The organism is Agrobacterium vacciniicorymbosi (assembly GCF_040427045.1).
Taxonomy (GTDB): Bacteria; Pseudomonadota; Alphaproteobacteria; order Rhizobiales; family Rhizobiaceae; genus Agrobacterium.
This window is the reverse complement of record NZ_JBETMF010000005.1, coordinates 43,048-55,765: the sequence shown is the minus strand read 5'-3', so window position 1 is coordinate 55,765 and position 12,718 is coordinate 43,048. Positions and strand designations below refer to the sequence as shown.

12 protein-coding genes are annotated in these 12,718 nt (G+C 58.1%); 7 read left to right on the top strand and 5 right to left on the bottom strand.

The annotated features are described in order from the left end of the window. Positions 1 to 25: 25 nt before the first annotated feature. The 3 genes from ABUK73_RS09500 to ABUK73_RS09490 form a co-directional block, all read right to left on the bottom strand. Complete coding sequence (locus ABUK73_RS09500; protein WP_353577064.1) at positions 26 to 3,220, bottom strand: efflux RND transporter permease subunit; 3,195 nt, start codon at positions 3,218 to 3,220, stop codon at positions 26 to 28. A 127-nt stretch (positions 3,221 to 3,347) separates the two neighbouring features. Beyond that, complete coding sequence (locus ABUK73_RS09495; protein WP_353577063.1) at positions 3,348 to 4,538, bottom strand: efflux RND transporter periplasmic adaptor subunit; 1,191 nt, start codon at positions 4,536 to 4,538, stop codon at positions 3,348 to 3,350. Positions 4,539 to 4,588: 50 nt separating this feature from the next. After that, entirely contained in the window at positions 4,589 to 5,386 is a 798-nt protein-coding gene (locus tag ABUK73_RS09490; RefSeq protein WP_353577062.1) for an alpha/beta hydrolase, read from the bottom strand. 144 nt (positions 5,387 to 5,530) lie between these two features. Between ABUK73_RS09490 and ABUK73_RS09485 the strand changes: the two genes are divergently transcribed. Both ABUK73_RS09485 and ABUK73_RS09480 read left to right on the top strand, forming a co-directional pair. Then, entirely contained in the window at positions 5,531 to 6,487 is a 957-nt protein-coding gene (locus ABUK73_RS09485; protein ID WP_353577061.1) for a LysR family transcriptional regulator, read from the top strand. A 60-nt stretch (positions 6,488 to 6,547) separates the two neighbouring features. Then, on the top strand, positions 6,548 to 7,030 hold the full coding sequence (locus ABUK73_RS09480; RefSeq protein ID WP_353577060.1) for a pyridoxamine 5'-phosphate oxidase family protein: 483 nt from the start codon (positions 6,548 to 6,550) through the stop codon (positions 7,028 to 7,030). A gap of 74 nt (positions 7,031 to 7,104) precedes the next feature. On the opposite strand, the gene ABUK73_RS09475 is transcribed toward ABUK73_RS09480, so the two are convergent. After that, positions 7,105 to 7,968 carry an SDR family oxidoreductase gene (locus ABUK73_RS09475; protein ID WP_353577059.1) on the bottom strand — a complete coding sequence of 288 codons (864 nt, stop codon included), beginning with the start codon at positions 7,966 to 7,968 and terminating at the stop codon, positions 7,105 to 7,107. A gap of 112 nt (positions 7,969 to 8,080) precedes the next feature. After that, positions 8,081 to 8,818 (bottom strand): phosphonate metabolism transcriptional regulator PhnF, encoded by a 738-nt coding sequence (phnF, locus tag ABUK73_RS09470; RefSeq protein WP_353577058.1) that lies wholly within the window; start codon positions 8,816 to 8,818, stop codon positions 8,081 to 8,083. Positions 8,819 to 8,934: 116 nt separating this feature from the next. On the opposite strand from phnF, the gene phnG reads away from it, so the two are divergent. Genes phnG through phnK form a run of 5 tightly spaced genes read left to right on the top strand, consistent with a single transcriptional unit; the run spans position 8,935 to position 12,717 of the window. After that, positions 8,935 to 9,381: a phosphonate C-P lyase system protein PhnG gene (gene phnG / locus ABUK73_RS09465; protein WP_353577057.1), complete on the top strand. Its 447-nt coding sequence runs from the start codon at positions 8,935 to 8,937 to the stop codon at positions 9,379 to 9,381. Continuing rightward, on the top strand, positions 9,381 to 9,974 hold the full coding sequence (gene phnH / locus ABUK73_RS09460; RefSeq protein ID WP_353577056.1) for a phosphonate C-P lyase system protein PhnH: 594 nt from the start codon (positions 9,381 to 9,383) through the stop codon (positions 9,972 to 9,974). Before phnG ends, phnH begins: the two co-directional genes overlap by 1 nt. Positions 9,975 to 9,977: 3 nt before the next feature. Continuing rightward, positions 9,978 to 11,069 (top strand): carbon-phosphorus lyase complex subunit PhnI, encoded by a 1,092-nt coding sequence (locus tag ABUK73_RS09455; RefSeq protein WP_353577055.1) that lies wholly within the window; start codon positions 9,978 to 9,980, stop codon positions 11,067 to 11,069. Next, positions 11,066 to 11,947: an alpha-D-ribose 1-methylphosphonate 5-phosphate C-P-lyase PhnJ gene (locus ABUK73_RS09450; RefSeq protein ID WP_353577054.1), complete on the top strand. Its 882-nt coding sequence runs from the start codon at positions 11,066 to 11,068 to the stop codon at positions 11,945 to 11,947. Before ABUK73_RS09455 ends, ABUK73_RS09450 begins: the two co-directional genes overlap by 4 nt. Further along, complete coding sequence (gene phnK / locus ABUK73_RS09445; protein WP_353577053.1) at positions 11,944 to 12,717, top strand: phosphonate C-P lyase system protein PhnK; 774 nt, start codon at positions 11,944 to 11,946, stop codon at positions 12,715 to 12,717. The genes ABUK73_RS09450 and phnK overlap by 4 nt, the downstream gene beginning before the upstream one ends. The last annotated feature ends 1 nt before the right edge of the window (position 12,718 follow it).

The window sequence follows — 12,718 nt, the reverse complement described above, 5'->3', positions numbered from 1 at the left end:
TTGTCTGAGGTGGAGATCAAGCTCGTCAGACGGCCTTGTCCATCTTGTAGTCCGTATTCGCTGCTTCCTCGGGCTTGTGCTGGATCAGCGGACGGTTGCCCGAGAGCTTGCGCACAAGCACATAGAACACCGGCGTCATGAAGATACCGAAGATGGTCACGCCGATCATGCCGGAGAACACCGCGATACCCATGGCCGAGCGCATTTCGGCACCGGCACCGGTGGAGATTACCAGTGGCACCACGCCCATGATGAAGGCGAGCGATGTCATCAGGATTGGCCGCAGGCGAAGGCGGCTTGCCTCGATGGCGGCGGCAACGGGAGAGCGGCCTTCGAACTCCAGTTCCCTGGCGAATTCCACGATCAGGATCGCGTTCTTTGCCGATAGTCCCACAAGGACGATGAGGCCGATCTGGGTGAAGATGTTGTTGTCGCCTCCTGTCAGCCAGACACCGGTCATGGCAGCCAGAACACCCATCGGCACGATCATGATGATGGCGAGCGGCAGGGTGAGGCTTTCATATTGCGCAGCCAGCACCAGATAAACCAGCAGCAGAGCCAGCGGGAAGACGAGCAGGCCCGAGCTTCCGGCCAGGATTTGCTGATAGGTCAAATCCGTCCATTCGAAGGAGATGCCGGATGGCAGGGTTTCGGCAGCAATCCGTTCGATAGCAGCTTGCGCCTCGCCCGATGAAAAGCCCGGAGCCGGACCACCATTGATATCGGCGGCCAGGAAGCCATTGTATCGGGTCGTGCGTTCCGGTCCTGTCGTGGCATCCACCTTCAGCAGAGCCGAGAGCGGTATCATCTGGCCGTTGGACGAGCGCACTTTCAACTGACCGATATCTTCCGCATGGGCGCGGAATTTCGCATCTGCCTGCACCCGAACACTATAGGTGCGGCCAAAGGCGTTGAAGTCGTTCACGTAAAGCGAGCCGAGATAAATTTGCAGCGTTTCGAAGACGTCGGTGACCGAAACACCGAGCTGTTCCGCCTTTGCGCGATCAAGATCGGCATAGAGCTGCGGCACATTGATCTGGAAGCTGGAGAACAGCCCTGCCAGTTCCGGTGCCTGATAGGCCTTGGCAAGGAACGCCTTGGTCACTTCGTCCAGCGATTGATAGCCGAAGCCAGCGCGGTCCTCGATCTGCATCTTGAAGCCGCCCGTCGTGCCGAGGCCGTTGACCGGTGGCGGCGGGAACATCGCAATGAAGGCATCCTGAACCGCACCGAATTTCTGGTTGAGCGCCATGGCAATGGCACCGCCGGAGAGTTCAGGTGTCGTCCGCTCTTCGAAAGGGCTGAGGCCAACGAAGACGACACCGGCGTTGGAACTGTTGGTGAAGCCGTTGATGGACAGGCCCGGGAAGGCAATCGCATGCTCGACGCCCGGCTGCTTCATGGCGATCTCGCTCATACGCTTGATGACATCTTCGGTGCGATCAAGACTGGCGGCATCCGGCAATTGCGCAAAGCCGATCAGATATTGCTTGTCCTGTGCAGGCACGAAACCACCGGGCACCGCACTGAACATGCCGTAGGTCGCACCGGCGAGAACCACATAGACGAACATCACGATGCTCTTGCGGTTCAGCAACCCACCCACGCTCTTGCCATAACCATTCGAGCCTGCACCGAAGGCACGGTTGAAGCCGCGGAAGAACTTGCCGAACACCTTGTCCATACCACGCGTCAGCCAATCCTTCGGTGCGTCATGGCCTTTCAGCAGCAGCGCTGCCAATGCTGGAGACAGGGTCAGCGAGTTGATCGCCGAGATGACCGTCGAGATGGCAATCGTCAGCGCGAACTGCCGGTAGAACTGGCCCGACAGGCCGGAGATGAAGGCAAGCGGTACGAACACGGCGACCAGCACCAGCGCAATAGCGATGATCGGGCCGGACACTTCCTTCATGGCGCGGTAGGTCGCGTCACGTGGAGACAGGCCGTTCTCGATGTTTCGTTCGACGTTTTCAACCACCACGATGGCATCGTCCACGACGATACCGATGGCCAGCACAAGCCCGAAGAGACTGAGCGCATTGATCGAGAAGCCGAAAACATACATCACCGCGAACGTGCCGATGATGGATACGGGAACGGCAATGAGCGGAATGATCGAGGCACGCCATGTCTGGAGGAAGAGGATGACGACGATGACGACGAGCGCAATGGCTTCCAGCAGGGTGTCGATGACCTTGTCGATGGAGGCACGAACGAACTGCGTGGTATCGTAGACAATCTCGTATTTCACGCCGTCCGGCATTGCCTTTTGAAGGTCCTGCATGGTGGCAGCAACCTGGTCGGAAATGGTGATGGCGTTGGAGCCAGGAGCCTGGAAGACGGGAATGGCAACGGCAGACTCGCCATCCAGCAGAGAACGCAGCGCATAATCTGCCGCACCGAGTTCGACGCGAGCAACGTCACGCAGGCGGGTGATTTCGCCATTCGTGCCGCTCTTTACAATGATATTGCCGAATTCTTCCGGCGTGGAAAGACGACCCTGCGCATTGACGTTGAGCTGAAGGTCGATGCCGTTGAGGCTTGGCGAAGCACCGATGGTACCAGCGGCGGCCTGCACGTTCTGCTCGCGAATGGCGTTGCTGATATCGGCGGCAGCCAGATTGTGTTCGGCAGCCTTTTGCGGATCGATCCAGACGCGCATGGAATAGTCGCCAGCGCCGAATATCTGCACCTGCCCCACACCTTCGATACGGGCCAGACGGTCCTTGATATTGAGGACGGCGTAGTTGCGCAGATAGGTCAGGTCGTACTTGTTGCCGGGCGAGACCAGATGCACGACCATCATCAGGTCGGGCGAGCTTTTGACGGTGGAAACACCTAGGCTTCTGACTTCTGCAGGCAGACGTGGCTCGGCCTGCGAGACACGGTTCTGCACCAGCTGCTGCGCCTTGTCCGGGTCGGTCCCGAGCTTGAATGTCACCGTCAGCGTCATGACGCCATCCGATGTCGCCTGGCTGGACATGTAGAGCATGTCCTCGACGCCGTTGATCTGTTCTTCTAGCGGTGTGGCTACAGTTTCGGCGATAACCTTGGGGTTCGCGCCGGGATAGGTGGCGCGAACGACGATGGACGGTGGCACGACTTCCGGATATTCGGAAATCGGTAGGGCGCGCATGCCGATAAGGCCTGCGACGACAATAAGAACCGATAGCACGCCAGCGAAAACCGGCCGGTCCACAAAAAATCTGGAGATGTTCATAGCAAAGGCCCTCTCGCCTCCGGGTGGAATTTGGATGCAGAAAACCGCTCCGGTGACATCGGGCCACCGGCGGATCGCTTTTCTGTTGGATTATGCTGGCGGGCCTTCAGCGGCCCGCCATGAATGGTTACTGCGAGGTCGCGACCTTTTCTTCGGTCTGCGGGGCAACGACTGCGCCAGGGCGAATACGCTGAAGACCGTTGACGACGATCTTGTCTCCGGCGGCAAGGCCGCTTTCGACAACGCGCAGGCCATCAGCCGCTGGGCCGGGCTTTATCTGGCGATAATTCACCTTGTTCTCGCCATCCACCACAAAGACGAATTTCTTGTCCTGATCCGTGCCGATGGCACGGTCGGTGATGACGATGCGGTTTTCCGACTTTGGCTCGCCCATGCGGACACGCACGAACTGGCCGGGGATCAAATGTCCATCCGCATTGGCGAATACGGCCCGCACTCCGATGGTGCCGCTTGCGCTATCGACCTGATTGTCGATGAGGTGCAAGGTGCCCTTGATCGGCGTGCCTTCATCAGCCAGCGTACCGACTTCGACCGGAATCTGCTCCAGAGCCTGAAGCGCACCGTCCGAGACGGGAAGCTGCGAAAGAGCCTTTGCGACCATTTCTTCGCTGGCATTGAAGCTGGCATAGATCGGATCGACAGAGACGAGGGTGGTCAGTGCGGGCGATGAAGAGCCCGCAGCAACGAGGTTGCCAACGGTGATATCAAGTTTGCCGACGCGGCCGGAGACAGGTGCGCGCAGTTCCGTATAGCTCAGATCAAGCTGCGCGGTGGTCAGCGCTGCGCGTGCTGCCCGCAACTGTGCTTCGGCATCGGCGACATTGCTCTGGCGCTGGTCCAGATCGCTTTGCGAAATGGTGCGGTTGTCAGATAAACGACGGCCACGCTCCAGTTCGGTTCTGGCAAGGCCCACCTTGGCTTCGGCAGAGGCAACCTGCGCTTCTGCACCGGCAACGGTTGCCTGATAAGGTGCGGGGTCGATGGTGAAGAGAGCGTCGCCTGCCTTCACCAAAGCACCTTCACGAAAGTGAACGGCTTGGATTTGGCCAGCCACGCGTGAGCGAATCTGGACCCGCTCGACGGCTTCCAGACGACCGGAAAATTGTTCCCAATGGGTGACGTCACGGCTTTCGACAACGGCAACCGTCACAGGGATGGCTGGCGTTTCCGCCGGGCCGGATGCGGCTACCGCACCGGTGGTCATTGGAAATTCGAATAGGAATGCCGCCGCTGCAACGGACACAGCAAGGCCTATACCGGCGCCCGCCAGGGCCCGGCGCTTGTTCTTCAGCGTCATGGGTATCTCCTTGGCTCCATCCGGAGCCGATCAGTTACTGTAAATAAATGCTAATGCTTCAGGTCTTGAACGAAATCCGCAAACTCGGTGCAAACAGCGGAAAGCCATTTGCCACCTTCACCGCGATAAAGCCCTGTCCAGCCGGAACCGACAGGGAAAACATGCTGCCGAACCTGAACTCCCGCCTCACTCAAACGACCGGCGTAATTCACGGTCTCGTCGCGCAGAGGGTCGTCCTCGGCTGTAAATATCAGCGCCGGTGCCACGCGGTTCAGCCGCGTACAGTGGCAGGGTGCCGCGTAGGGGTGGGCAAATCCGCAGGCCTTGGCCAGGTAATGGCTCCAGCCTTCCGCCCAGCGCTGCCGCATGCCAATCTTGTCGGCGTCCCGAAAAGACGTCGTCGCCATCAGCGGGTCTATCATCGGCGAGAGCAAAATCTGCCCCGCCAGCTTTCCCGGCATCCGATCCCTTGCTTTGAGCGCAAGACCGGCCGCAACATTTCCGCCCGCCTCTTCACCCGCCACAAACAACAGCGATTTCGCGCCGCCATATTGCTTGCGATGGTTGCTCAGGCAATCCAGCGCATCGAATGCACAATCGATCACCGCTGGAAACTCGTTGCAGGACGTCGTGCTGTAATCAGCCTCAATGACCACGGCACCGTTATCGGCAAGCGCTCTAGCAACCGGTAATTCCGGACACTGACCGCCTTTTTCCAAGAACGAGCCGCCCCGCAGATAAAGCACCAGCGGCGGCGTCCGGTTTTCACCAGCACCCTTGTAAACACGAACGGACAGAGGCGGCTGTGCCGCTCCGTTGCTCTCAATCGTGTGCCACTGCGTGTTCATCTTGTTTCCTTCGGAGGCCGTTAAAGGCGGCCTCTTGCAGCAATTTCTAAAACAGATATTATTGTTCGGGAGAAAATGCACAAGCATGCAAATTTGGAAACACTATTCCAAAATAACGGATAATCGATCAAAGGGCAATGTGTCATGGACCAGCTGTCAGCAATGCGTGTTTTCGCACGCGTGGTGGAAACAGGAAATTTCAGCCGCGCGGCCAGCGCGTTGAACATGCCAAAGACCACCGTTACCAATATGGTGCAGGGCCTTGAAGCGCATTTGCGCACCACGCTTTTGAACCGCACGACCCGCCGCGTCATGGTTACGACGGATGGGGCACTCTATTATGAACGGGCCATACAAATTCTGTCTGAAATAGACGAGTTGGATGGTAGCCTCTCCAACGCCAATGTGCAGCCATCAGGCCGTTTGCGGGTGGAGATGGCGGGTGCATTTGCCGATAATATCATCATTCCCAATCTGTGCGATTTCTACCAGCGTTATCCGCTCATTCGTCTTGATCTCGGTGTCGGCGATAGATTGGTGGACTACATTGCCGAGAACGTCGATTGCGCCTTGCGTGTCGGCACGCCGCGAGACCAGTCGCTTATTGCGCGCAAGGTTTCCGAACTCGATTTCGTCACATGCGCCGCACCTTCCTATATCGAGCGCTTCGGCATGCCGCAGCAACCGGAAGATCTGGAGGGCGACCATTTCAGCGTCGGCTATCTCAACGCCACGTCAGGTCAAATCATGACCATGGCTTTTGACGACGGCACACGGTCGGTGGAGATCAATGCCCGCTACATCGTCTCCGCCAATGACAGCCGCACCTATCAGAATGCCGTTCTGGCCGGCATGGGCATCGGGCAACTCGTGCCGTTTACGATCAGGGATGAACTGGCCAAAGGGAATCTCGTTCGCATTTTGCCTGAATGGAAGCAGGAGCCGATGCCGGTTTATATCGTTTATCCGCAAACACGACACGTAACGAACAAGGTTCGTGTCTTTGTCGATTGGATCGCAAAGCTGCTGCACAAAAGCGCGTTGGGATCGCTTGACGATCCTGCGCTGTCAAGCCGTTTGCAGGCAAGTCTGGTGGAATAAAAAAGCATTGGAACGTTGGCCTGCCAATGCCGTTTCCTTGACACACAAAGGAGACGACGCATGACCAACACCGATGACGATATCAGCAAGGTATGGCAACTCGCAGACAAGATTGGCTTCTGCATGCTGACGACGCAGACTGGCAGCGATCTGCGGGCACGGCCCATGTCTGCCTATGCTGAGCAGCTGGAAAATGCCTTTTATTTTCTGACAGATGTGGCAAGCCACAAGGACGAAGAAATTTCCAAAGCGCCAAATGTCTGCCTGGCATTTGCGGATTCCAAGGGGCAGAAATACGTCTCCATTTCCGGTGCTGCTGAGGTCCAGAATGACCGCGAGAAAATTCGTGAATTGTGGGCAACGCCCGCAAAGGCCTGGTGGGATGACGCGGATGACCCATCCATTCGTATCCTCAAGGTAACGCCAAATTTCGCGGAATATTGGGATAGCCCCGGCACCGTCATCAGCTACATCAAGATGGCGGCAGCTGCTGTCAGCAAGACCCGGCCCGACATGGGTGAGAATGCCAAAGTCGATATGTAATTAAAGAAGCATGCCGCGACTGATTCTAGTTGCGGCATGCCAAATTTATTTATGTTTCAATAGTTCTGATCACATCAGATCATGATCTCGCCGCCGGTGACTGGAACGACCGCACCGGTCATGTAGCTTCCCAGTTCAGACGCAAGCAGCACATAAGCGCCAGCCAGTTCTGCCGGTTGGCCAGCGCGACCGATCAAGGTTTTCTCACCAAACTTCGCAGCTTTTTCCGCCGGCATTGTCGATGGAATGAGAGGGGTCCAGATTGGACCGGGCGCGACTGCGTTTACCCTGATGCCCTTATCTGCCACCATCTCAGCAAGTCCGGCGGTAAAGTTGGAAATCGCGCCCTTTGTCGAAGCATAGGCTAGCAGCGCCGGAGATGGCTGACGGGACTGGATCGATGTCGTGTTGATGATGGCGCTTCCGGATTTCATATGCGGCACGGCGGCTTTTGACAGGAAAAACGGCGCATAGATATTGGTGCGGAACGTCTCATCCCATTCTTCAGCGGTGATGTCCTCGATAGAGTCGTAGGTCCGCTGAAACGCCGCATTGTTGACCAGTATGTCAATTTTCCCAAGCTTCTGGACGGTTTGCGTGACGAGCGATCTGCAGTGATCTTCCGACTTGATATCGCCGGGCATCAGAATGGCCTTTCGTCCAGCCTCTTCAACCCATTTCGCCGTGTCCTTGGCATCTTCATCCTCATTGAGATAGGAAATTGCGATGTCGGCACCTTCCCGTGCAAAGGCGATGGCGACAGCTTTGCCGATACCGGAATCGGCACCGGTGATGAGCGCGACTTTGCCTGTAAGCTTGCCGTCTCCGCGGTAGGAGCGTTCACCATGATCAGGCACAGGCTGCATTTTTGCCGTCAGCCCCGGTGGCTCCTGCTGCTGTTCAGAAAAGGGCGGCATAGGACGGCTAATATCGGACATGAAACTTCCAATCGTGTGGTTGGGGGGATGACGTGCTCCCCGGTCTAACCAGCGATGGAGGGATGAGTTCCGTGCGCATCGCCTTCCGATTGCGCACGCCTCCCGTATTGCTTCAGTTGGAAGGCGCTGGAGGGTTTGTGAAAACCAGCTCCATGCGGTCGGCCAGAAAGCGGGTTACGATGCTCTGGATGGGCCTGTCTTCCAGATCGACATCAATGGCCTGACTGACGAGGACTATGCTGTCAGGCGCACAATTGAGCAGTTCCACATCGCGTGTAGACACCCGTTCAGCCGTCAGCCGTGTTTCCTTACGTCGATAATCCGCCAAGCCTTCGCGCTCCAGCGCCTTGGTGATGGAGCCACTCTCCGCATAGGCGGAAATAATGCCGGGGAAGCGTTCGGCTGAAAACAGGGAGACAGAGCGGGACATAGGCGCACCGGCAGCCACCGCCAGATGCTCGACCCGGTGCAGGGGGGCGCCTGCGCCGCACAGAAGAAGCTTTGCCTGGCCGGCATCCGCTGCGATGACTTCCGCATGGATAAGCCGTCCAGACGGTTCGAGCGACTGGCGCATCATGTTTTCGGAGAAACGCGCTCTGGTGCCAATGGGATAGACAACACGCGGTTGGACCGCGTTGACAAAGGTACCGCGCCCCCGCTCAGCGCGCAGAAGCCCCTCGGTCGAAAGAACGGCGATGGCGCGCCTTACCGTGTGTCTGTTGACACCGAATTGTGCCGCAAGTTCTGTTTCAGGTGGCAATTGCTCGCCGATCCGCCCTTCGGACACCGCGCTGCGAATGCCGTCCGCGACCCGGCGCCAGCGCGATATGCCATCATCATTTGTATTCATTTCAAGCCTAACGTCCCATTGTCATTCCTTCGTCATCATTAAGGGTGTATAAAACAAATAAGAATGGTTGTCTATACAAATAGACAAAGTTGACGAATGAAGATGGCGACCCAACGATGAGCAGTTTTGATCGAAAGCAGGCGCTGGATATTCTGGCTGGCGCACCAGCGGATGTTCTTTTGCAGTGTTATGAGCTGATGGCATCCGATATGCCCGCAGCGACCCCTGTGCGCGGACCGGAAATCGGCACGGTCATGGTTCGCGGCAAGATCGGCGGTGGCGGCGCGGCGTTCAATCTTGGCGAAGCGAGCGTCACCCGCGCAACTGTCAAGCTGGACAGCGGCGAAGTCGGTCATTCGGTTGTTCTGGGAAGGGACCAGGCCAAGGCTCGCATCGTCGCGCATCTAGACGCGTTGCGTCAGCGTCCCGACTGGGTTTCGCGCATCGATTGCGAAATCGTCCGTCCGGCTTTGGCCGTTATGGAAGACGAGCAGCGTCGCAAGGCTGAAGAGACGGAAGCGACAAGGGTCGATTTCTTCACGGTCGCGAGAGGAGAAGACTGATGAATACAGTCACGTTCGATGGCGGTTTCGCCGATCCAGTTTTTGCTTCGCAGGATGTTTTCCACGCCGTCATGCATGCCTTTTCAAGACCGGGATCGGTCGCCAATCTTGGTGAGCGGGCTTCAGGCCCTGCACCGCTCTGCGCTGCCGCATCGGCCGTTCTGCTGACCTTGGCTGACTACGATACGCCTGTCTGGATTGAAGCCTCCGAAGCTCAGCATGTTGCTACCTGGCTCACCTTCCACAGCGGCGCACCCATTGCGCGGCAGCCAGAAAAGGCGAGCTTCGTGCTTCTGTCTGAAGCAAGTGACGTGGCGCAATGGCAGAGCTTCGCGCATGGAACGATGGAATATCCGGACCGTTCCGCGACCCTCATTCTGCCGGTCCGAGCGATGGATGGCGGCGCCCTGCTTGAACTGACAGGCCCCGGCATCGAAACCTCCTCTAACATCTCGCCCGTCGGACTACCTGAGGGGTTTGTGGATGCCATGGACGCCAACGCCGCCCGCTACCCGCTGGGCTTTGACATTCTGCTTGTTTGCGGTGCCGAGGCGATTGCCTTGCCGCGCACCACGTGTATTCGGGAGGTTTGATCCATGTATGTCGCGGTAAAGGGTGGCGAAGCGGCCATCGATAAGGCGCATAAGTTGCTGGCGGATCGTCGGCGTGGTGATCGTGATGTGCCCGCATTGACGCTCGAGCAGATCGCCGGGCAATTGTCACTGGCGGTTGACCGGGTCATGGCCGAGGGATCGCTTTACGATCCGCACCTTGCAGCCATGTGCGTGCGCCAGTCGCGCGGGGACCTCATCGAGGCGATTTTTCTGCTGCGTGCCTATCGCACGACCCTGCCGCGCTTCGGATATTCGCAGCCTATCGCAACGGATACGATGCGTATCGAGCGACGCGTGTCAGCAACCTACAAGGACATTCCGGGGGGGCAACTGCTTGGCCCAACCTTCGATTACACGCACCGTCTGATCGACCCTGACATGGCCGGTGACGTGCCGGTGGATGAACCCGCCAGACGCCCACTGGATGGTGCGCCATCTTACCCACGCGTGACCGATATCCTCAACAATGAAGGCCTGATCGAGCCGGACGTTGCTTCGGACAAGGAGCCTGCCGATCTGACGCGTGATCCCACCGCTTTCCCGGTTGATCGTGATCTGCGATTGCAGGCCCTGGCGCGGGGCGATGAAGGTTTTCTCCTATCGCTCGGCTACTCCACCCAGCGCGGTTATGGCCGCACCCACCCCTTCGTCGGCGAAGTGCGCATCGGCATGGTCGATATCGAGATCGATGTGCCGGAACTTGGTTTTGCCGTCTGCCTCGGTTCCATCCGCGTCACGGAATGCCAAATGGTGTCCCAATTCAAAGGGCAGGGTGAGGATGGGCCGAAATTCACGCGCGGTTACGGCCTCGTCTTCGGCCAGTCGGAACGCAAGGCAATGGCCATGAGCCTTGTCGATCGCGCTCTCCGTGCCGACGAGTTTCAGGAGCAGCGCAACGCGCCCGCGCAGGACGAGGAATTCGTTCTTGCCCATTGCGACAATGTCGAGGCCACTGGCTTTGTCGAGCATTTGAAACTGCCGCATTACGTGGATTTCCAGGCGGAACTCGGCCTGTTGCGCATGCTTCGGCGCGAAAACGAAGAGCTGCTGGCGACCAAGGAGGCCGCAGAATGAACCTGCCAAGCTACAACTTCGCCTATCTCGATGAGCAGACCAAACGAATGATCCGTCGCGCCATTTTAAAGGCGATTGCCATTCCCGGTTATCAGGTCCCGTTCGCATCGCGTGAAATGCCGATGCCCTATGGCTGGGGAACCGGTGGCGTTCAGGTCACCGCCGCCATCCTTGGGCCGGATGATGTTCTGAAGGTCATCGATCAAGGGGCTGACGACACCACCAATGCCGTTTCCATCCGCGCCTTTTTCGCAAAGACGGCGGGCGTTGCCACGACGACGAAAACCGAAGAGGCGACGGTCATCCAGACACGTCACCGCATTCCCGAAACACCGCTTAAAGCTGGCCAGACAATCGTCTATCAGGTGCCCATTCCCGAGCCGTTGCGGTTTCTGGAGCCACGCGAAACGGAAACGCGTGTCATGCATGGGCTGGAAGAGTACGGCCTCATCCATGTGAAGCTCTACGAGGACATCGCCCAACACGGCCACATCGCCACCACTTATGCCTATCCGGTGAAGGTTGAAGGGCGTTATGTGATGGACCCCTCGCCGATCCCGAAGTTCGACAACCCGAAAATGAACAATTCTCCTGCGCTGCAATTGTTCGGTGCCGGGCGCGAGAAACGCATTTACGCCCTGCCTCCGTTCACCGAAGTGGTCAGCCTCGATTTCGAAGATCACCCCTTCGCCATTCAGCGCTTCACCGCTCCCTGTGCGCTGTGCAACGCCACCGGCGTCTATCTCGATGAAGTGGTGACCGATGATCGTGGGGGGCGGATGTTTGTCTGCTCGGACACTGACCATTGCGAAACCCGCCAGGCAGAGGGTCATCACGGCCCAGGCTTGCCCCAACTGGCGATGGGAGACCAGCCATGACAGGCCCGATCCTTTCTGTTCGAAATCTGGAGCGCCGTTACGGTGACTTCATCGGTTGCACGGATGTCTCTTTCGATGTCTGGCCGGGTGAGGTCGTTGCCATCGTCGGTGAATCCGGCTCCGGCAAAACAACGCTGCTCAACTGCATATCGGCGCGGCTCGAACGCTCCTCGGGCAGCGTTCATTACCGCATGCGGGATGGGCGGTTTCCTGATCTCGAAGAACTTTCAGAAGCGGAGCGCCGATTTCTGATGCGCACCGACTGGGGTTTCGTTCATCAAAATCCTGCCGACGGTCTGCGCATGCGGGTGTCAGCCGGTGCCAATGTCGGTGAGCGGCTGATGGCGGTTGGCGAGCGACACTATGGTGATATCCGCAAATCGGCGGGTGAGTGGCTGTCACGCGTCGAAATCGCGGTGGACCGTATCGATGACCAGCCTGTGGCTTTTTCCGGCGGTATGCGCCAGCGATTGCAGATTGCCCGCAATCTCGTCACCCATCCGCGCCTGATTTTCATGGATGAGCCGACCGGCGGACTTGATGTGTCCGTGCAGGCCCGTGTGCTCGACCTGTTGCGCAATCTCGTCAACGACCTCGGTCTTTCGGTGGTCATCGTCACGCATGATCTGGCTGTTGCCCGCCTGTTGTCGCAACGGATGATCGTCATGAAAAGCGGTCGCATCGTAGAGCAGGGGCTCACCGACCGGGTGCTGGACGATCCGCAGCATGCCTATACCCAGCTTCTTGTCGCCTCGATACCGGAGAGCTGAA

What these genes read in the sequence shown, in the direction of transcription:
- ABUK73_RS09500 (WP_353577064.1), bottom strand. Translation starts at nt 3,220, where the DNA reads ATGAACATCTCCAGATTTTTTGTGGACCGGCCGGTTTTCGCTGGCGTG.
- ABUK73_RS09495 (WP_353577063.1), bottom strand. Translation starts at nt 4,538, where the DNA reads ATGACGCTGAAGAACAAGCGCCGGGCCCTGGCGGGCGCCGGTATAGGC.
- ABUK73_RS09490 (WP_353577062.1), bottom strand. Translation starts at nt 5,386, where the DNA reads ATGAACACGCAGTGGCACACGATTGAGAGCAACGGAGCGGCACAGCCG.
- ABUK73_RS09485 (WP_353577061.1), top strand. Translation starts at nt 5,531, where the DNA reads ATGGACCAGCTGTCAGCAATGCGTGTTTTCGCACGCGTGGTGGAAACA.
- ABUK73_RS09480 (WP_353577060.1), top strand. Translation starts at nt 6,548, where the DNA reads ATGACCAACACCGATGACGATATCAGCAAGGTATGGCAACTCGCAGAC.
- ABUK73_RS09475 (WP_353577059.1), bottom strand. Translation starts at nt 7,968, where the DNA reads ATGTCCGATATTAGCCGTCCTATGCCGCCCTTTTCTGAACAGCAGCAG.
- phnF (WP_353577058.1), bottom strand. Translation starts at nt 8,818, where the DNA reads ATGAATACAAATGATGATGGCATATCGCGCTGGCGCCGGGTCGCGGAC.
- phnG (WP_353577057.1), top strand. Translation starts at nt 8,935, where the DNA reads ATGAGCAGTTTTGATCGAAAGCAGGCGCTGGATATTCTGGCTGGCGCA.
- phnH (WP_353577056.1), top strand. Translation starts at nt 9,381, where the DNA reads ATGAATACAGTCACGTTCGATGGCGGTTTCGCCGATCCAGTTTTTGCT.
- ABUK73_RS09455 (WP_353577055.1), top strand. Translation starts at nt 9,978, where the DNA reads ATGTATGTCGCGGTAAAGGGTGGCGAAGCGGCCATCGATAAGGCGCAT.
- ABUK73_RS09450 (WP_353577054.1), top strand. Translation starts at nt 11,066, where the DNA reads ATGAACCTGCCAAGCTACAACTTCGCCTATCTCGATGAGCAGACCAAA.
- phnK (WP_353577053.1), top strand. Translation starts at nt 11,944, where the DNA reads ATGACAGGCCCGATCCTTTCTGTTCGAAATCTGGAGCGCCGTTACGGT.